The sequence below is a fragment of the Vibrio nomapromontoriensis genome, from assembly GCF_050337205.1.
Classification (GTDB): Bacteria; Pseudomonadota; Gammaproteobacteria; order Enterobacterales; family Vibrionaceae; genus Vibrio; species Vibrio nomapromontoriensis.
In genome coordinates this window covers 350,563-369,202 of the sequence record NZ_JAKJSS010000006.1, presented here as the reverse complement: position 1 = coordinate 369,202, position 18,640 = coordinate 350,563, and the positions used below count along the sequence as shown (strand labels likewise).

Below are 18,640 nucleotides of genomic sequence, written 5' to 3'. Positions count from 1 at the left end.
CACCGTCTCACTTACACTTTAAAAAGGAAAAATAGGCTCGCAGATACGAGCCTTGAAATGTTATGCCTTTGCGAGTTCAAGCTCGCCTTTAGACTGGGCTCTCTTATACATAAATAACGTAAGCATGATAGGAATCACGATAGCCACCAGCATAGCCACGAGATAAATGGTCCAATATTGAGGCTGGATGGATAAGATACCCGGTAAGCCACCCACACCGATCCCATTTGCCATCACACCAGCGCTGCCACAAATCGCCGCAGCCGCAGCACTGCCAATCATGGCGCTAAGCATTGGGAACTTGTACTTCAAGTTGATACCATACATAGCAGGCTCGGTGACCCCTAAATAAGCTGAAATAGCGGCTGGAACTGAAATATCTCTCTCACCTTCTCGCTTACTAATAATGATGATGCCAACAACAGCCGACGCTTGTGCGATATTCGACAACGCAATCAATGGCCAGATTGGGGTACCACCCAACTCTTGCATCAACTGAAGGTCAACAGCATTGGTGGTGTGGTGAATCCCTGTGATAACCAAAGGGGCATAGAAAAAGCCAAAGACAATGGCACCCAGTACCGCAAAATCCCCAGTCATCGCCGCTTGAGCTGCAAAGGCTACGCCATCGCCAAGTACTCGACCAAAAGGACCGATCAAAGCGTGGGCGAGCACAACTGACAAGATAATGGATACAAAAGGTACGACGACCAAGTAGAGGTAACTCGGTACGATACGCTTTAAATGCGTCTCAATGAACGCTAACGCCACGCCCGCTAACATCGCTGGGATCACTTGCGCTTGATACCCAACTTTCTCGATAACAAATAGTCCAAAGTCCCAGACTTCAGGTACCTGTTTACCAATAAGGTAAGCATTCATCAGTTGTGGTGACACCAAGGTTACCCCTAAGGTAATCCCCAAAATCGGCGTACCACCTAATTTTTTAACGGTAGACCAACAAACACCAACGGGTAAGAAAAAGAATATGGCTTCACCAATTAACCATAAGAAAGAGTGTACCGTGGCCCAAAACTGGCTAATTTCCGTTAACGTTTGACCATCAAACATTCGAATATCGCCAATAACATTACGAAAACCCAGAATTAAACCACCGGTGATTATCGCAGGTAAAAGCGGAACAAAAATCTCAGCAAGGTGAGAAATACCGCGCTCTACAATGTTCATGTTACTTCGTGCAGCGACTTTAGCTTCATCTTTTGAAGACTCACTTTTACCCGTCATGGCAATAAGGAGTTTATAAACCTCATCGACTTCAGTACCTATCACGACCTGAAATTGACCAGCATTAGTAAAGCACCCTTTTACTAATTTAAGCGCTTCTAAGGCACGCTTATCGGCTTTGTCCGTATCGTTTAATACAAAACGAAGACGAGTTAGACAGTGACTGACACTGGCAATATTCTCTTGCCCCCCGACACCGTCAATGATGGCAGCAACATCTTGTTTGGCTATATGGCTCATCGTATGCAGACCTTTTCTGATAATTGAGATGAATCTCCGCTCACCTCTAATGAATTATAGTATCTTCACCTCAATGATGGGAACATTCCCAATAAAGAGTAGGGACAGTGTGCCACCAGAAAGCACCTTACAGAATGGGAACATTCCCATTAATTGAGCATGATCACACTCTTTGGTTAAATTTACAGCGTTTGTTGTTAATAATGAGAAAAATCAACGAGAGGAAGTCGCTGACGTCAAACAGCTTCTTGAGTGAGGTGCTGAATTGATTCTCCCTGTTCTAGCTGACTGATCAACAAGTGAGCCGCTTTACTGCCAGCTTGTTGGTAACCCGGGTCAATACTATAAACTTTGGGGAAAAGAAATGAGAGAAGCTCATTGCCACCAATACCAGTTACCACAACATCTTCACGCCCTAGTTCCTGCAAGCGTTTCACCGCGCCAAGTGCTAACGTGTCACTGGCACAAACCAGCGCTTGCAACTGAGTACTAATAACTTTATCTACTAAATGGTAAGCACTGTCATGGTGAAGCGCCCCGGTCTGGTAGCAAAGCGCAATACCCTGCTCTTCACACCACTCCTGATAAGCCGTTAAACGTGCTAACCCTGTGGTTTTATCTGTAGGATCGACGCCAATAAAAGCCAAATTCGTTAAACCATCTGTCGCCAACTTACTGAGTACAGATCGAATGAGCCCTTGGTTGTCATAATTAATCGACGATACTTTATCAGTGTCCATCGCGATCACGACCGCTTTCGATTGCCAACGGCTCACCTCTTCTACATCCAGAGAAGTGAATCCAAAAACAATGACACCATCGACATTACGCTTACGTAACACGGTCAGGTGCTCATTGGTTTTTTGTGGATCGAACTGACTTTCCATGATCACGACATCGTAGCCCGCCGCATACAGCACGTTGAGCATGCCACTCACCGCTTTGTTTTCTGACGGGGAGTCCAAACGAGAAATAATGACGCCAATAACCTTGGGGTTGCCACCGCTTCGCATTGACTGGGCAGATTTAGACGGTACATAACCATGCTCGGCAATAATCGCCTCGACTTTCAGCCTCGTATCAGGCTTCACTTTAGGATCCTTGGTGAGCACCCTAGAAACCGTCGATTTCCCAACACCAGAGAGTTTAGCAATGTCCAAAATAGTGAGTTTCTTGCTCATATTACCTTCAATCTTTGACGTTATTTCGCCATACAGCCGTTATACGTTTGACCTGATATCGTAAGCATTGCTTGCTGACCTTTGGTAAACAGCGCCACTTCAGCATCACTTTCTAATTGGCCATCTAGTGTATATTTCACACCAGATGCAGAAGGCACACGATGTAAGTGATTTTCTGTGCCATCAATAAGCACTAGCACTTGCTCATCATCTAAAGCCGTGACCACAAATTCAACCGATTCACATTGATACAAAGTCGAAGAAAGCTCACTGCTTGCGTCGTTCTGATACAGTGAATTTGCACTTTGCTCGGCCTCCGCTGCATATTGACTACAACCAGCAACAACACTAAGTAGGCTGCCTATCAGCAAATACTGCCATTTATAGACGTTCATATTTATCTGCACTCCTTTGCTTTATCGCCATCATAGCTTTACCGCCATCATAACCTTAGTCAGTCATTCAGTTCCGTAGCCCGTTTTCCGTTCTTGTCGCATCCACTTAAAGGCTATGATTCATGCAGCCTAGTCGTACGAGCAGTTTATTTGGCAAGATAAGCCGGAACATCACGAATACTATCTAACACCACTGAAGCAATACTTTCACCACGCTCAGTCACTGGCTTGCCAGTTCTGACCAAAATTTTAGTTGTCACTCCAGCCGCTTCGGCTGCCATCAAATCTTCAGCTTTATCACCCACCATGACAGAGTTCGCCATATCAATATCAAGAAAATCGCGTGCTGAAATAAACATGCCTGGTTTTGGCTTACGACATTCACAGTCTTGCTTATATTCGCCAATACCATGCTCGGGATGATGAGGACAGTAGTAAATCCCATCTAACTCCACACCATTGTCGCTAAAATTCCAGTCCATCCATTGTGTCAATGACATGAAGCGGTCTTCTGAAAACATACCACGAGCGACGCCGGACTGGTTGGTCACCACCACCAGCATATAGCCAAGCTGTTTTAATTTTTTGGCCGCTTCAAATACACCATCGATGTACTCAAAATCATGCTCATCACTGACATAACCATGATCAACGTTTATCACGCCATCACGATCCAAAAATACGGCGGGTTTAGCCACAGGTCACTCTCTTCTTATATATAGGTGTTAATAGACTGAATTATTACATGCTTTGATCGCTTCATCACTATGAAAATGACGTTTAGACGTCTAGACGTAAAAATATCCATTGACACAAATAAGCAAAACCCATAGCATCTTCTAGTAATTGGGATGTAGTTCAAACTTTTATGCTACTCATAGAGTTCAGGTTGATTAGATGATCGAAATTAATCAGGTAAACAAAGTGTTTTATCAAGGCACTAAAGCCATCAATGCACTTGCTGATATAGACCTTCATATTCCAGAAGGCACAATCTTTGGCGTGATCGGCGCATCTGGCGCAGGGAAAAGTACCCTTATTCGCTGCGTCAATATGCTTGAAGCACCGACGTCTGGCGCAGTGATTGTTGATGGCGTTGATCTTACTCTGCTCTCTAAATCAGAGCTCAGCCAAGCTCGCCGTAATATTGGCATGATCTTCCAGCATTTCAACTTGCTCTCATCTCGCACTGTTTTTGGAAATGTTGCACTGCCTCTTGAACTGGCTGGTAAAAGCCAAGCGGCAATCGAAGCGAAAGTATCTGAGTTATTGGTACTGGTTGGCCTTGGCGATAAACGTGATACGTACCCAGCCAATTTAAGTGGTGGACAAAAGCAACGTGTTGCTATCGCTCGCGCACTTGCCTCCGACCCTAAAGTATTATTGTGTGACGAAGCGACCAGCGCGTTAGATCCTGCAACCACCCAATCTATTTTAGAGCTACTTAAAACCATTAATCGTAAACTTAAAATCACCATTTTATTGATCACTCATGAAATGGACGTGGTAAAAAGTATTTGTCATCAAGTGGCGATTATCGGTGATGGTCGATTGGTAGAAAAAGGGTCGGTTGGTGACATCTTTGCTCACCCAAAAACTGAACTTGCGCACCAGTTCATTCGCTCTACATTGGACTTGTCCATTCCTGAAGATTACCAACGTCGATTGCAAACCAGCCGAGTCGAAGGCAGCTATCCATTGGTTCGCCTTGAATTCACTGGTGCAACGGTCGATGCTCCACTTATTTCGCAAATCGCTCGCAAATACAATATCGATATCAGCATTCTTAGCTCTGATCTCGATTACGCCGGTGGCGTAAAATTCGGCATGATGGTTGCTGAGCTCTTTGGCACCGAACTTGATGACAATGCGGCAATAGAATACTTGCGCAACCACAACGTAAAAGTAGAGGTACTCGGTTATGTCCTTTAATTCTGTTTCAGATTGGCTGTCCCTTAATGGTGAACTGCTACTAGGCGCAACATGGGAAACCCTCTACATGGTGGCGGTTGCTGGTGTCGTTGGTTTTGCTGTAGGTATTCCTCTTGGTGTTATTTTACACACCACTAAAAAAGGGGGATTACTTGAAAATACTCGCCTCAATAATATCCTGGGTGCGATTGTTAACATGGGTCGTTCTGTGCCTTTCCTCGTCCTTATGGTCGCGATTATCCCGCTCACCAAACTGCTAATCGGCACGTTCATTGGTACTACCGCAGCGATCGTACCACTAACGATTGGTGCCATTCCATTTGTGGCTCGCCTTATTGAGGGCGCGTTACTAGAAGTCCCAAGCGGCTTGGTTGAAGCAGCCCAGTCGATGGGCGCGACGCCATATCAAATTATTTCGAAAGTATTGCTTCCAGAAGCATTACCAACCATTGTGAATTCAGTCACGATCACGCTAGTCACGTTAGTCAGCTACTCTGCTATGGCAGGAACCGTGGGCGGCGGTGGCTTAGGTGATGTCGCTATTCGCTATGGGTTCCATCGATACGATGTCGTGATTATGGCCGTTACTGTGGTTATGCTTATTGTATTAGTTCAAATTATTCAATCGATTGGCGATCACATTGTTCGTCGCGTCGATCACAGATAAAGCAGTTAAAAAGTTTATAACAAGGAGAAAGTCATGAAATTCAATGTTAAAGGTTTGCTTGCTATCGCAGCGGCAGCATCAGCACTTGTGCTATCAGGTTGTGGTGAAAAAGAAGCGGATACTAACAGCATCAAAGTTGGCGTAATGGCTGGCGCAGAAGCTCAAGTTGCAGAAGTCGCAGCGAAAGTCGCGAAAGAAAAATACAACTTAGATGTTGAGCTTGTTACGTTCACTGATTATGTAACGCCAAATGCTGCACTGGATGATGGCTCAATTGATCTTAACGCATTTCAGCATAAGCCATATCTTGATCAACAAGTTACTGACCGTGGCTACAAACTTACTATTGCAGGCAACTCGTTTGTTTACCCTATCGCAGGCTACTCTAAGCAAGTCACTTCTGTTGACGAGATAGCGGAAGGCGCACGCATTGCCGTACCAAACGATCCAACTAACCTTGGTCGTTCACTACTACTGCTAGAGCAGCAAGGTCTTATTACATTACGTGAAGGGGCTGATCTTGCAGCAACGGTGCGTGACATTGTAGAAAACCCAAAAAACATTACGATTGTTGAACTGGACGCGGCGCAGCTACCACGCTCTCTTGACGATGTAGCGCTATCAATCATTAACACCACTTACGCAAGCTCTATCAACCTAACACCAGAAAAAGACGGTGTGTTTGTTGAAAACAGTGAATCACCTTATGTGAACCTGATTGTGGCTCGTGAAGACAATGTGAACGCTGAAAATGTTCAAAACTTTGTTAAAGCTTACCAAACAGAAGATGTTTACAACGCAGCGTCTGACATCTTCCAAGGTGGCGTAGTTAAAGGCTGGGAATAAGCTGGAGTAGATTTTCTAGTTCATAGAGAATCCCTCAATGATTTGGGTATTCATAGCTCATAAACATTAAAAAAGGTTGAAGCTAAACGCTTCAACCTTTTTTATTATCGGTCAAAAATACTGGCCAGTCTGCACCCTACTTTAGGTGATCCCAAGAAATATTAGAGACGAGTCGGCAATCATCACACTTAAAATGGAAAATGTCGTGCAGTGGCTCATCAAGCAACCATTCACCCTCACACTTAGGACACTTACGCTCCTTCTCTTCCGCGAGACTCTGACCTCCAACTTTATAAAGGTAATAGTACGTCGGGATATGAGTCATGAACTCAATACGGCCACGAAGATCCCAGCCGCGTCTAAATAGATCACTGCTAACATCGCTCAACTCTCTAAGTGTGGCATGCTCAGCTCTGCAGCCTCCGCCCATTTGCACTTCGTCACACGCTTGCCATTCCGTCTGCCACTTAATCACGGACTTATGGTCACCGTTTAGCGTTGGTGGGTTACGGTAAAGAGGAATGGGTAATAAGGTGTCACCACTTCTCAACGGCGAACACGTATGTACATACGTGGTATACAGTACTTGCCAGCTCGGAGGCGTGACCTCCGCTGACTCTTCCGAGTTTAAATCTTGCCCAAGTAAGCGCATTTTGGGTGCCAGCAAAAACGCATCCGACAATCGCTTAAAGCAAACTTTAACAAAATCTGAATGATTTTTAGGATGTAAGCTGTCTTGTTCAGGGCAGACAACACGAACATAAAACTCGCCATCCCCCATAACGATAGGAAACTCTCGTCCAAGTACTTGGCCATTAAAGCGAAGCGCGTCCATTAAGCCATTAATGCCTTTTTCTACCGCGGTGATCGTAGTGTTGTCAAAACACTCAAATTGAAGCTCTACAACGTACATATTAAGCGCTAAGCTCCTTTGAATATGGGTTTTTATTAGACATTAGGCTCCAACCCATTAAGAAATGAAGCTAAGTCATCAGCAATGACATCACGACGATCAGTGCCCAAGCGCTCTAAGATGACTTGTCCGCTAATGTTACATATCGAAATAACATCCATATCTGCATCGGTTGCGGCAATAAAAACCGTCGGTTTTAGTTTTAACCGCTTTTGAGTCACCAAGTGCCCCAATATATTTTCTTGTAAGCGAACATAATCTTCATCACTCCACACTTGCAACAGCGTTAAGGTATTACCTTGCCAAGTGGCGTCCATGTCCGCGCTGTACTGATGACCGTAGAACGCTTTGACGTCATCATGAATCAATAACTCTATACCACGCTCAATACTCTCTAGCTGCTCCGGTGTTTCACGTAGGCTCGCACGCCAAAATACCTGTTGGTCATCTTTACTTTCAATACATGGAGAAATCAGATCATATAACTCTTCATTCGCTGGGAGCGTTTGGTGCTTTTTCTGCCATGATTCTTCATAACGCTTAGCAAAAGCTTCTAACGCCTGTTGTACACTTTGATTCATATCGTCTCCACTTATCATCGTACTGAACACGGATTTCCGCTCACAAAAGATGACAGCTATTCCGGGATCTCGTAAAATTCGCATTATTCTAATCGAAATATCACACAATTATGAGCAAATATTCCAACGCTAAAGAGCTTTCTGGCCTCACTCTTGGCCAAAAAACCGATTATGCTAATCAATACGACCCGTCTTTATTGCAACCGGTGCCAAGAAGTCTCAATCGTGATGATCTTGAGCTGGGCAATGAATTGCCATTTAAAGGCTGTGATATTTGGACGCTTTACGAAATTTCATGGTTAAATAGCAAAGGGTTACCACAAGTCGCTATTGGTGAGGCCTACATTCCTGCCACCAGTGCTAACCTCATTGAGTCTAAGTCTTTTAAACTCTATCTCAATAGTTATAACCAAACTCGCTTTGCTAGCTGGGATGAGGTTCAACATTTAATTCAAAGCGATCTGTCGAACTGTGCAGGAGAAGAAGTCACCCTTAAACTGATTCCAGTGAAAGACTATGAGCAGTCGGTTATTGTCGGTATGGCTGGGGATTGCATTGATGAACAAGATATTGAAATTAATAGCTATGAGTTCGATGCTAACCTACTGCAACACGCAACAAGCGACGTGATAGTAGAAGAAGCGCTGCATAGCCATCTACTCAAGTCTAACTGCCTCATCACCAATCAACCAGATTGGGGCAGCGTAGAAATTCAATATCATGGTCCTAAAATTGATCGTGAAGCACTACTGCGCTATTTAGTCTCGTTTCGTGAACACAATGAATTCCACGAGCAATGCGTGGAACGCATCTATACCGATATTATGTCCTATTGCCGTCCGAGCTCACTCACCGTTTACGCTCGCTACACACGACGTGGCGGATTAGACATCAACCCTTACCGCTCTAGTAGCCAATCATCACCTGAGCATAATGCTCGTATGGCTCGACAATAAATTATCATTAGGAATGGATGCACTCATGAATTCTAAATTCTGGCCTGTATTAGGATTATTCGCTTCGCTTTTTGCGGGGGTGTATTCCATGCCACTTCACGCTGTTAACTTTACTTCACCACTACTTGTTGAAGCAGATAAACTGGTCGAGATTGAACCACAAAAAGCCAGTGATATCGCCAGTGACTACCTTAACAGCCGAAAATTCATTGAACAGACGGATGATCGCCCGTCAAATTTATCTAGAGACGATACTGACCAACGTGTTCGTACCCCGCTGAGTTCGGTCAATGCCCTCACTATTTTAGCGCAAGCGCAATTCAATTTAGGTCATATTAAAAGTGCGCTAAAACGCTTAGATGAAGCAGAGGCGATGACGAAACAGTACCGTTTACTGTTTCTGGAGTTGGACATTCGGATTCTAAAAACCCGATTAACATGGCTAAAAGATGGCGAGGGAGCCAAGGCTCTAGACTCGTTAAAAAGCATAGAAAGTGAGCTTGAAGGCATCCGAAAGGGCCAAAGTATCGCCAACCGCACCAGTTACCGAATTAAAAAGCTGCAAGGTGAAATTGCCTCGGCAGAAAATGAATTTGAACTCGCCAATCACATGTATCAAAAGGCTGGCGTATATATTCCAAGTGATTCCGTGTCGAAGCTATCGATTGATTACCACACCGCTTATGGAACACACTTTTTACGCTATCGCCGTTACAATGAAGCGCTATCTGAACTGTTGCTCGCATACTGGGCAGCAATAGAGTTAAATTCTGGGGATCAACTGGCGAACATTAACCAGTTGCTCGCGCAGCTATTTATGCAAAGACAAGTCCTCGACAAAGCGCTGGAACACCTATCCCAAGCCGCAGACTTTTATGACAGCTACCCCGACTCACCCGTTCTCGTCGATGTATTAAAGCTCATGGGCGACATCTACTTCTTGCAAGGAAAGTACAACCTTGCATTAGTGCACTACTTTAATGTTGTCGATCACCGAAGTTTTGACCGGAATATCGAGAAAGTCATCGATATTCGCATTAGCCTCGCATCGACCTATTTGCAGCTCTATAACTACCCATTGGCAGAGCAGTATTTAACTCGAGCACAAAGCTTATTGTCCCTGTCAGACTACCCTGCACTTAAAGCACGCGCCGCTCTGCTCTACGCCGGTCTAGCCTACCATCAAAAAGAAAGTGACAAAGTCTTAAAGCACGCTAATGAAGCGTTAATGCTGAGTCAAACACTGAAACAAACGTCTATTGAGCAGCAGTCCTATCAACTACTTGCCCTTGGTCATGAACAAAAAGGTAATTATCAACTCGCGCTGGAAAACATTAAGCACGCCAATTCACTACGTATATATCAGCAAGACCAATTAAATCAAATTAGTGAAGATGCGTTTCGTCAACAAAAGCAGTTTGTAGAGCAAGGGCTTCACTACGAAACTCAAAAGCTTGAATTAAAAGACGCTCTGATTGCACAGCAGAAGTTTCAAAAAGTCGCGTTTGGACTTTTTTGTACTGTTGCTGTCATATTTCTCGTTGGTGTACGAATGTTTTTCGTTAATCGACGAATGAAAGTCGAATTATTAGAACTCAATGACACCCTATTTACCCATGCTCGCTCCGGACTGCCTAACCTGCGTTTGCTTAATGCTAACTTACCAAGCTCATTGCAACGTACTCAGCGAAACTTTGAACAATGGCAAGTCGGTGAGCTTATTAATGAGCCACTAAGTGATCGCTTACGGTTTGTGATGATTGATATACCGTTCCTGCGCAACATGTACTTACAAAATGGTTATAAAGCGGGATTAGAACTAGAGCGCGCTTTTGGCGAATTTGTTCGAAGTAAAATTGACCATCCTGCGCGTATCTATCACTTTTCAGATGCAAACTTGCTTTACATCGAGCCCAGTATCAAACCGCGTACTGCCGAGAGCCTGTTCGATGAAATACAAAGTTGGGTTAGCGAGTTCGAACCCAACCGAAAAATCAATCGCATCGTCCGCGTTGGGATGGCGAACTACCCGTTCCTACCGCGAGCTTACACCGCGATCAATGACAAAGAACTCTTGGATATTTTGCTGGTTTCAACGCATATGGCCAGAGATATCAGCATGCAAGAAAGTAAGAGTCATTGGGTGTATCTCAAAGCTATTGATAACGCGCCGGCAGCTAGCCTTGCAACTGATGACATAAGGAAAGCCTGTAAGACTGCGATTAAGCAAGGGTTAATAAAAGTACATTCATCTTCCCAGAATGAGGACGGCTTCAAAAAAACGCTCACTGAAGGGTAAAAAAACAGCACTTGAACCGAAGACTAGGTGACGTTGTGATGTTTTTTGTTATTATCATTTGATGCATCAATAACAATACAACTGATTAGTTTTTATAGAATTTATGGGCCCATCTGAAAGTGATACATTAGAGCAACTCCATCTGTTAAAAGTACAGTTGGAACAACTACGTCTTGCTCAAAGAGATGCATCGCTTAAAAGTCGACGAGAACAGACTGTACTTAAGCGCTTTATCTCAACACTCAGCCGTGCCCATATCGGCTCTCATCCTCGTATTGATGAAAAACTGATCGAACTTCGTCACGAACTCGAACATAATGCCGACATCAGTAGTCTGATCCCTCGTTTTGCGATTCTAGAACGCCTAATCGCGCAAAAGTCAGCAGCCGTCGATAAACAAGATACCTCGTTAGACGAACAGCTTCGTCGCAGTGGCGAAACGCTTCAACGCGTTTCTGGCTTACCTGCACAAATCAAACGTGATTTGCGTGCCGTACTCACCTACAGTGATAATCACAGCTTCAAAAAAACCGATAATGCTATCAAGCTCCTCAATATCTATGACAGAGCAATAAAAATTATCACCTCCAATAGCGCACTCACCCTTAAAGAGCCAGACGCAAAGCCAAACAACCATCATCTCCTTTTAGGCTTGAATGAAGAGCTACAAAACCTCATTACTGAACTCGATTTTGAGGGTGAATCAGGTGAACAGCTACTCGAAATCCGTGCCAAACTGTTAATGGAGATCTCTGGTGACGCACTTCTTGAGCTGACTTTAAACGTGCTACGTCTGGTTATTGACGCCACAAATTATGAAAGAAAGACCTCTGAGCAATTTTTAGAGCAAGTCAACGTATCCTTGTCTAACTCACTAAAAAATGGCACTCAAAACTTAGACCAAAACCAAGTTTACTTTGAACAAAGACAACAAATTCACCAAGAACTTGGCTCACTAGTCACGACTAGCCAATCGAACATTAGCCAAAGTCAGGATCTCGAAACAGTCAAACGCACAATGGAGCCAGTACTTGCTCAACTGGCTTCTCTCACTGAACGTCTGCAACATGCAGAGATGAGAGAACAAGCCCTACTTGACCGAATGCAATACAACAATAATCAGCTAGAAAACCTATTTGACGTGACGCAAGATTATCGACGTCGACTAGAAGATCAATCGAAGCGATTGCTTACCGATCCGTTAACCAAAGTATACAACCGGACAGCGTTGTTAGATAAGCTCGAGTTAGAGTATCGACGATGGCTAAAAAACCAACACTCACTGCGATTGGTCATCCTTGATATTGATAAGTTCAAAAGTATTAACCATAACTTTGGTTACAGTGCTGGCGATAAAGCGCTAAAAATCATAGCCCGAACCATCGCGAATACGGTCGCCGATACCGATACGGTTGCTCGTTTTTCAGGAGAGGAGTTCATCCTCATTATGCCGGAACAAAACGATGTTCACTGCCAAAAAGTTGTACAAGAAATTCAATCTAAAATCAGCAACTTACCATTTAAATTCCGAGATCAACTCATCACCATCACCTTGTCGGCTGCCAGCACTGAATTCAATCAAAATGACACCCCTAACGAAGCGCTGGAGCGCTTAAACCAGATCTTGATACAAACCAAAAAACTGGGTCCAAACCAGTTTGCATGGAAAGCGTAATCCACTGTCATTAATAAATAGTGATAGAAAGTTACCTTATATTTGCTAGTCTAATAACTAACCTATGTCGTTAAGTATTAACGAGTTGTGGTTTATAACAATACTAATTATGGCTAATGCATTGCCCTCCCCTACGTTCAGTACCGCACATTTTCATGTACTGTCTCTTCGCCTCGGTTGGCAATCGCTTTTGGTTCTAGACAAAGGAAATGCCTATGATCACGCATATCAGTCCTGCTGGCAGCATGGACCTTCTTTCTCAACTTGAAGTTGAGCGCCTTAAAAAAACCGCCGCTAGTGACCTCTATCAGCTCTATCGAAATTGTACGCTTGCGGTGCTTAATTCTGGTAGCCACACTGACAACTCGAAAGAGCTACTAGATAAACACCTCTCCTTTGATGTCAATGTCATGCGACGTGAGCGAGGCATCAAGCTTGAACTGTCTAACCCTCCTGAGCACGCATTTGTTGATGGGCAGATTATTAAAGGAATTCAAGAACATCTATTTGCGGTGTTACGTGACATTGTCTACGTCAATATGCACCTTGCCGATAGCCAGCGCCTTAATCTCACCAACTCTGCACACATTACTAACTTGGTCTTTGGTATTTTACGCAACGCCCGAGCTCTCACACCGGGAATTGAACCCAACCTCATTGTTTGTTGGGGTGGTCACTCAATAAACCCAACCGAATATCAATACACCAGAGAAGTCGGCAATGAATTAGGCCTGCGAGAGCTTAATATTTGTACTGGATGTGGACCCGGTGCGATGGAAGGACCAATGAAAGGCGCAGCCATTGGCCACGCGAAGCAGCGCTATACCGAAAAGCGCTACCTAGGGTTAACCGAACCTTCTATCATCGCCGCTGAGCCACCGAATCCTATCGTTAACGAACTGGTGATCATGCCAGATATAGAAAAGCGTTTGGAAGCCTTCGTGCGCATGGCACACGGCATCATCATTTTCCCTGGAGGCCCAGGAACAGCAGAAGAGCTGCTTTATATTCTGGGCATTATGATGCACCCAGATAATGCAGAGCAGCCTCTACCTATTGTGCTTACTGGACCAAAAGAAAGTGAAGCCTATTTCCGCTCTATTGATGAGTTTGTGCGAGACACGCTGGGTGAAGAAGCGCAAAAGCACTACCAGATTATTATTGACGATCCTGCTAAAGCGGCCAGAGTCATGAAAAATGCCATGCCTGATGTCCGTGAGCACCGGAAGAAAAATGGCGATGCGTACAGTTACAATTGGTCGTTACATATTGAGCCTGAATTCCAACTCCCGTTTGACCCAACACATGAGAATATGGCGGGATTAGACTTACACCTTAACCAACGACCAGAAAACCTCGCAGCGGCGCTTAGGCAGGCATTCTCTGGGATTGTTGCTGGTAATGTTAAGGCGGAAGGTATTCTAGAAATAGAAAAGCACGGTCCATTCTTGATTGATGGCGATAAAGCACTCATGACAAAAATGGACAAATTACTTGGCGATTTTGTTCAGCAGCAACGTATGAAACTACCCGGCTCAGAATATATCCCATGTTATAAGATAGCCAACCGCGAATAAAAGCCTGAAACTGCTCGTGAGATTCATTACAATAAGACCACGTTATTCTGTGGTCTTTTTTTATGTCTATTCATCTTGTTATTATTGATGCACTTAATCTTCTCCGACGAGTGCATGCCGTACAACCTGACCCAGAAGATATTGATCGTACCATTCTCACTACGACCCGCACTCTAAAGCGAATCATTAAAGAGTCTGAGCCTACTCATATTATTGCGGTTTTTGACCACCACGACCAAGATCGCGGTTGGCGAGCAGAGATCCTTCCTGAATATAAACAAAACCGCAAACCCATGCCTGAGCCGCTCTATTTAGGGCTAGAAAAGGTTCAAGACGCGTGGTGGCAGCTGGGGATTGATTCGCTACTCTCCGAAGGAGATGAGGCAGACGACTTGGTGGCAACACTAGCCGTTAAGGTTGCAAGTCACGGCGAAAAGGTAACGATAATTTCAACAGACAAAGGTTACTGTCAGCTGTTATCACCCACCCTACAGATCCGTGACTATTTCCAGCACCGTTGGCTTGATGCACCTTTTATCGAGGCTGAATTTGGCGTCAAACCAGCGCAGCTTGCCGACTATTGGGGATTAACAGGCGTGAGTTCTTCACAGGTGTCCGGTATTCCTGGCGTAGGTCCTAAAGCCGCTAAGGAGATCCTAACGCAATATGACAGCATTGAAGCCGCGTTTGCAGGTGAAGAGTTGCCAAAGAAATATCGTAAAAAACTGGATGAGCACATCGACATTGCACGTAAGTGCAAACAGATCTCGTCATTAAAAACGGATATAGAGCTTGGATTTAATTTGCAAGATATTCGCTTTGAAGAGGAAAAAGGCTAAAGAAAGAGAAAATGCTTGGCTCCTAAGAACCAATTGTCCAGGAGCCAAGAATCTAAAAAGTATTAATGCGGTGAGATATTCGACAGCACTTGAATATGCACCGTAATTTCTTCGCGGTCATGGTACAAATGCTTCGCTTGAAGCGTAAACTTCACCTTGTTTTCTATTAGAAATATTTTCAGGTTCTCAATGTCCTGAAGCACTTCATCGTAGCGACCTTTCATTGGCAGCTTGAGGTTAAAGATGGTTTCTTTCGCCCAGCCTTTGATTAACCACTCCCCCATAAGTTGCGCAACACGTGAAGGCTTTTCAATCATATCGCACACCAACCACGTCACATTCTTACGAGGCGGCTCAAACTTAAAACCATCCGCTTGGTGGTGCTTCACTTGCCCTGTGTCCATTAGGCTATCCGCCATCATGCCATTATCAATCGCATGCACAAACATAGAACGACGCACTAACTGATAAGTCCAACCACCCGGGCACGCACCTAAATCTACGCCCCACATGCCAGAAGCAAGGCGTGTATCCCACTCTTCTTTTGGGATAAATACATGGAAAGCTTCTTCCAATTTCAACGTTGAACGGCTTGGTGCATCGGCTGGGAACTTGAGTCTAGGGATCCCCATAAAGAACGCTGAGTTATTCACTGGCAACGAGTAACCAATGTAACAGTGACCAGGTTCAGTAAAGCAAATATGCATCACGGGTTTCTTAGCGTTGTCTTTGTTGTATAACAACCCTTTACCGCGCATAGCTTGACGCACTGGAACCGTGAATTTACGGCAGAACTTGAGCAGCTCTTTAGCTTCATTCGTGTCTGGAGTTTCGATACGAAGATCGCCACACATCGGCAGGCCATCTACCTGACTTAACGACTCTAAGATTGGTGAGATACGGTCATCCGATGGTAGTGATTCTAATTCACTTGCAATGGCAAAAATCTGACGAGCAAAGATCAGCGATTTAAAGTCAAGGTCACGGACTAGTTTTGCTGCATCACCTTCTTGGTAGCATTCAAATAACACATATCCTGAGTTATTTTTTACTCTTGGAAAACCAAAGACTTCAAGCTGTGTTGCTTTGTCTTGAATTTCACCAGCACACTCTTTTTCGAATCCAGAGCGGCAATATAGCATTAACTGTTTCACTGATTGACTCCATCTTTGGTCGTTTCGTCAGTCATCCGATATCCACCTAAGGCGAGAAAACCCCACCCCAACATGAACATCACACCACCTAAAGGAGTGATAGGCCCAAACCACTTCACTCCAGTCAGCGCTAGTGCGTAAAGACTACCACTGAAGAAAAGGATGCCGATGATAAAGCAAATCGCGGCACGATGAAACGCCTTTTGTGAATTAGCGTGTCGGGTATTTACCATAAGCAACGCACAAAACAGCAATGCCAGTGTATGGAGAAACTGATACGTCACACCCGTTTGAAAAACATCCAGTAAATAAGGTGGCAGTAAAGCCTTTAACCCATGCGCAGCAAAGGCGCCCAAAGCCACACTAATTAAGCCGAATAATGCCGCTGTCACAATAAATAACCGGCTAGATTGGCGGTAGTATGGTGTCATCGGGTTAGCAGACATCCGTGATACCTTTAACAAATAGTGCTAATCGATCAACGGCCATTTGGCGGTTTTGAGTTTCAGTAAAGCCAGAGGACTTTCTTGGTTTTAAGCTATGATCACCATCGGGGATAAAGGTTACTGAGACTTCGTTCGAGAACTCAAACGCGTCAAACTCTTCTCGTTTACCAAACGTATCACGCTCACCTTGCAAGATTAGACAAGGTTTAGCGATGCTCGCCAGCTGCTCGCCTTTATATTTTTCCGGTTTGCCTGGCGGATGAAACGGGAATCCCAGACAAGCGACGGCTCTCACGTTATCATGTTCAGATAGCAGCGATGCCATTCGTCCGCCCATAGATTTACCACCAATCACAATCTGACTATCACCGGCGATATACTCTATCACTTCGGTCATCGCTGCTAATAACTTAGGCGCGCGATCCGGTGGTCGCTTCTTACCGTCTTCGGCTCGCTTAATCATGTACGGGAAGTTAAAGCGTACTACTCTGATCTCTTTGGCAGCTAGACGGCTAGCAATATCATGCATGAACTCATGATCCATCCCCGCCCCCGCACCATGAGCAAACAAAAATATCGGCGCACCTTCTGGGCCATCAAAAATTAGATTATCCATCAAACAATACTTCCTGTTCTTTTTGCGCCTTAGCTAACATCCAATCTCTAAAAGTCGCGATACGCCCCATATCCGCCTGTTTTTCATGACAAACAACATAGAAGGCGTTTTTGCTAACAAGGACTTCATCAAACGGTGCAATTAAACGCCCGGCATCTAACTCTGGTTGTGCCAATACGTTATTACCTAACGCGATACCTTGCCCATGAGCCGCCGCTTGTAGCACCATTGTCGAATGGCTAAAAATTGGACCATGGTTCACATTGACACCATCTAATTCATTTTGCTTAGTAAATTGTTTCCAATCTTTACGCGATGTGTCATGCAACAAGGTATGTTTCGATAGATCAGCTAAGGTATCAAGTGGTTTTGTCCCCAACAGTAATGCAGGGGAGCACAGCGGAACTAAAAACTCTTGATATAATTTATCCGCACGTAGACCCGACCAATTACCTCTACCGTAGTAAATTGCCACATCCACATCATCGGTTAATGAGCCTTCATCCATATCAACCGCCTTAATGCGCACATCAATATCCGGCTCTTGCTCATTAAAATCAGCAAGGCGTGGCACCAGCCATTGAATAGCAAAACTAGGCGGTAGACTAATGGTCAGTGCGCCTTTTTCGCTGCGCTCAAGGACTTTGTCAGTCGCCTCTGACAACGCTGTGAAGATATCTTTAATATCGAGAAAATAACTTTGCCCTTCTTCCGTTAGCAGCAACGAACGGTTTCGGCGTCGGAATAACTTTAAACCTAGAAATTCCTCAAGCGCTTTTATTTGATGACTCACCGCAGCTTGAGTAACGAAAAGCTCTTCAGCAGCACGAGTAAAGCTTAAATGACGCGCAGCAGCTTCAAAAACTTTCAGTGAGTTTAGTGGGGGTAAACGTCTAGACATAGAGCACTCTCAAATGCATTAGTTTTTTTTATCTGAAACATTATAATTTGTCCATTGCCGAACAGCCAGAGAAATTCTATATTTCATCCCGCAAACGCGAGTCTGAACGGCTTGGTTCTCTCTAGAATCAATTGACTCGTGATTGCGATGTTGTGTTTGCAATCTCGATTTTCGAGT

Annotated in this window: 18 protein-coding genes; 8 read left to right on the top strand and 10 right to left on the bottom strand. The window is 44.4% G+C overall.

Going from position 1 to position 18,640, the window contains the following annotated elements; translation table 11 throughout:
* Nucleotides 1-60: 60 nt before the first annotated feature.
* The 4 genes from treB to gmhB form a co-directional block, all read right to left on the bottom strand.
* Nucleotides 61-1,485 carry a PTS trehalose transporter subunit IIBC gene (treB, locus tag L4D05_RS01745; RefSeq protein WP_428750503.1) on the bottom strand — a complete coding sequence of 475 codons (1,425 nt, stop codon included), beginning with the start codon at nucleotides 1,483-1,485 and terminating at the stop codon, nucleotides 61-63.
* Nucleotides 1,486-1,721: 236 nt separating this feature from the next.
* Nucleotides 1,722-2,666, bottom strand: coding sequence for a trehalose operon repressor TreR (gene treR / locus L4D05_RS01740; protein WP_428750502.1), 945 nt, complete (start codon nucleotides 2,664-2,666; stop codon nucleotides 1,722-1,724).
* A gap of 20 nt (nucleotides 2,667-2,686) precedes the next feature.
* On the bottom strand, nucleotides 2,687-3,061 hold the full coding sequence (locus L4D05_RS01735) for an MliC family protein (RefSeq protein ID WP_428750501.1): 375 nt from the start codon (nucleotides 3,059-3,061) through the stop codon (nucleotides 2,687-2,689).
* A 146-nt stretch (nucleotides 3,062-3,207) separates the two neighbouring features.
* Nucleotides 3,208-3,759, bottom strand: coding sequence for a D-glycero-beta-D-manno-heptose 1,7-bisphosphate 7-phosphatase (gene gmhB, locus L4D05_RS01730; RefSeq protein WP_265673788.1), 552 nt, complete (start codon nucleotides 3,757-3,759; stop codon nucleotides 3,208-3,210).
* Nucleotides 3,760-3,958: 199 nt separating this feature from the next.
* Here gmhB and metN point away from each other — a divergent pair, with 199 nt between their 5' ends.
* Genes metN through L4D05_RS01715 form a run of 3 tightly spaced genes read left to right on the top strand, consistent with a single transcriptional unit; the run spans nucleotide 3,959 to nucleotide 6,506 of the window.
* Nucleotides 3,959-4,993, top strand: a complete 1,035-nt coding sequence (metN, locus tag L4D05_RS01725) for a methionine ABC transporter ATP-binding protein MetN (protein ID WP_428750500.1) — start codon at nucleotides 3,959-3,961, stop codon at nucleotides 4,991-4,993.
* A complete protein-coding gene (locus L4D05_RS01720) occupies nucleotides 4,983-5,660 on the top strand; it encodes a methionine ABC transporter permease (protein ID WP_265673786.1) in 678 nt (225 codons plus the stop codon). Before metN ends, L4D05_RS01720 begins: the two co-directional genes overlap by 11 nt.
* A 33-nt stretch (nucleotides 5,661-5,693) precedes the next feature.
* Complete coding sequence (locus L4D05_RS01715; protein WP_428792844.1) at nucleotides 5,694-6,506, top strand: MetQ/NlpA family lipoprotein; 813 nt, start codon at nucleotides 5,694-5,696, stop codon at nucleotides 6,504-6,506.
* A 136-nt stretch (nucleotides 6,507-6,642) separates the two neighbouring features.
* Here the strand turns inward: L4D05_RS01715 and L4D05_RS01710 are convergent, their stop codons facing one another.
* Together L4D05_RS01710 and syd are read right to left on the bottom strand one after the other, a co-directional pair.
* Nucleotides 6,643-7,419: a Zn-ribbon-containing protein gene (locus tag L4D05_RS01710; RefSeq protein ID WP_428792843.1), complete on the bottom strand. Its 777-nt coding sequence runs from the start codon at nucleotides 7,417-7,419 to the stop codon at nucleotides 6,643-6,645.
* Nucleotides 7,420-7,454: 35 nt separating this feature from the next.
* Complete coding sequence (syd, locus tag L4D05_RS01705; protein WP_428750498.1) at nucleotides 7,455-8,000, bottom strand: SecY-interacting protein; 546 nt, start codon at nucleotides 7,998-8,000, stop codon at nucleotides 7,455-7,457.
* Between the two features lie 110 nt (nucleotides 8,001-8,110).
* Here syd and queF point away from each other — a divergent pair, with 110 nt between their 5' ends.
* The 5 genes from queF to xni all read left to right on the top strand — a co-directional run bounded on the left by queF (nucleotide 8,111) and on the right by xni (nucleotide 15,346).
* Nucleotides 8,111-8,956, top strand: coding sequence for an NADPH-dependent 7-cyano-7-deazaguanine reductase QueF (gene queF / locus L4D05_RS01700; protein ID WP_428792842.1), 846 nt, complete (start codon nucleotides 8,111-8,113; stop codon nucleotides 8,954-8,956).
* Between the two features lie 25 nt (nucleotides 8,957-8,981).
* Entirely contained in the window at nucleotides 8,982-11,255 is a 2,274-nt protein-coding gene (locus L4D05_RS01695) for a tetratricopeptide repeat protein (protein WP_428750496.1), read from the top strand.
* 103 nt (nucleotides 11,256-11,358) lie between these two features.
* Nucleotides 11,359-12,930, top strand: a complete 1,572-nt coding sequence (locus L4D05_RS01690) for a GGDEF domain-containing protein (protein ID WP_428792841.1) — start codon at nucleotides 11,359-11,361, stop codon at nucleotides 12,928-12,930.
* 215 nt (nucleotides 12,931-13,145) lie between these two features.
* On the top strand, nucleotides 13,146-14,507 hold the full coding sequence (gene ppnN / locus L4D05_RS01685; protein WP_428750494.1) for a nucleotide 5'-monophosphate nucleosidase PpnN: 1,362 nt from the start codon (nucleotides 13,146-13,148) through the stop codon (nucleotides 14,505-14,507).
* A gap of 62 nt (nucleotides 14,508-14,569) precedes the next feature.
* Nucleotides 14,570-15,346, top strand: a complete 777-nt coding sequence (xni, locus tag L4D05_RS01680) for a flap endonuclease Xni (RefSeq protein ID WP_428750493.1) — start codon at nucleotides 14,570-14,572, stop codon at nucleotides 15,344-15,346.
* A 62-nt stretch (nucleotides 15,347-15,408) separates the two neighbouring features.
* Here xni and rlmM read toward each other — a convergent pair whose 3' ends face one another.
* Genes rlmM through L4D05_RS01660 form a run of 4 tightly spaced genes read right to left on the bottom strand, consistent with a single transcriptional unit; the run spans nucleotide 15,409 to nucleotide 18,463 of the window.
* Nucleotides 15,409-16,500, bottom strand: coding sequence for a 23S rRNA (cytidine(2498)-2'-O)-methyltransferase RlmM (gene rlmM / locus L4D05_RS01675; protein WP_428750492.1), 1,092 nt, complete (start codon nucleotides 16,498-16,500; stop codon nucleotides 15,409-15,411).
* On the bottom strand, nucleotides 16,497-16,946 hold the full coding sequence (locus L4D05_RS01670) for a DUF423 domain-containing protein (protein WP_428750491.1): 450 nt from the start codon (nucleotides 16,944-16,946) through the stop codon (nucleotides 16,497-16,499). Before L4D05_RS01670 ends, rlmM begins: the two co-directional genes overlap by 4 nt.
* On the bottom strand, nucleotides 16,936-17,562 hold the full coding sequence (locus L4D05_RS01665; RefSeq protein ID WP_428792840.1) for an alpha/beta family hydrolase: 627 nt from the start codon (nucleotides 17,560-17,562) through the stop codon (nucleotides 16,936-16,938). The genes L4D05_RS01670 and L4D05_RS01665 overlap by 11 nt, the downstream gene beginning before the upstream one ends.
* Entirely contained in the window at nucleotides 17,555-18,463 is a 909-nt protein-coding gene (locus L4D05_RS01660) for a transcriptional regulator GcvA (protein WP_265673776.1), read from the bottom strand. Before L4D05_RS01660 ends, L4D05_RS01665 begins: the two co-directional genes overlap by 8 nt.
* Nucleotides 18,464-18,640: the final 177 nt, after the last annotated feature.

What these genes read in the sequence shown, in the direction of transcription:
- L4D05_RS01710 (WP_428792843.1), bottom strand. Translation starts at nt 7,419, where the DNA reads ATGTACGTTGTAGAGCTTCAATTTGAGTGTTTTGACAACACTACGATC.
- ppnN (WP_428750494.1), top strand. Translation starts at nt 13,146, where the DNA reads ATGATCACGCATATCAGTCCTGCTGGCAGCATGGACCTTCTTTCTCAA.
- treR (WP_428750502.1), bottom strand. Translation starts at nt 2,666, where the DNA reads ATGAGCAAGAAACTCACTATTTTGGACATTGCTAAACTCTCTGGTGTT.
- syd (WP_428750498.1), bottom strand. Translation starts at nt 8,000, where the DNA reads ATGAATCAAAGTGTACAACAGGCGTTAGAAGCTTTTGCTAAGCGTTAT.
- xni (WP_428750493.1), top strand. Translation starts at nt 14,570, where the DNA reads ATGTCTATTCATCTTGTTATTATTGATGCACTTAATCTTCTCCGACGA.
- L4D05_RS01720 (WP_265673786.1), top strand. Translation starts at nt 4,983, where the DNA reads ATGTCCTTTAATTCTGTTTCAGATTGGCTGTCCCTTAATGGTGAACTG.
- metN (WP_428750500.1), top strand. Translation starts at nt 3,959, where the DNA reads ATGATCGAAATTAATCAGGTAAACAAAGTGTTTTATCAAGGCACTAAA.
- L4D05_RS01660 (WP_265673776.1), bottom strand. Translation starts at nt 18,463, where the DNA reads ATGTCTAGACGTTTACCCCCACTAAACTCACTGAAAGTTTTTGAAGCT.
- L4D05_RS01715 (WP_428792844.1), top strand. Translation starts at nt 5,694, where the DNA reads ATGAAATTCAATGTTAAAGGTTTGCTTGCTATCGCAGCGGCAGCATCA.
- L4D05_RS01665 (WP_428792840.1), bottom strand. Translation starts at nt 17,562, where the DNA reads ATGGATAATCTAATTTTTGATGGCCCAGAAGGTGCGCCGATATTTTTG.
- treB (WP_428750503.1), bottom strand. Translation starts at nt 1,485, where the DNA reads ATGAGCCATATAGCCAAACAAGATGTTGCTGCCATCATTGACGGTGTC.
- L4D05_RS01735 (WP_428750501.1), bottom strand. Translation starts at nt 3,061, where the DNA reads ATGAACGTCTATAAATGGCAGTATTTGCTGATAGGCAGCCTACTTAGT.
- L4D05_RS01670 (WP_428750491.1), bottom strand. Translation starts at nt 16,946, where the DNA reads ATGTCTGCTAACCCGATGACACCATACTACCGCCAATCTAGCCGGTTA.
- L4D05_RS01695 (WP_428750496.1), top strand. Translation starts at nt 8,982, where the DNA reads ATGAATTCTAAATTCTGGCCTGTATTAGGATTATTCGCTTCGCTTTTT.
- queF (WP_428792842.1), top strand. Translation starts at nt 8,111, where the DNA reads ATGAGCAAATATTCCAACGCTAAAGAGCTTTCTGGCCTCACTCTTGGC.
- L4D05_RS01690 (WP_428792841.1), top strand. Translation starts at nt 11,359, where the DNA reads ATGGGCCCATCTGAAAGTGATACATTAGAGCAACTCCATCTGTTAAAA.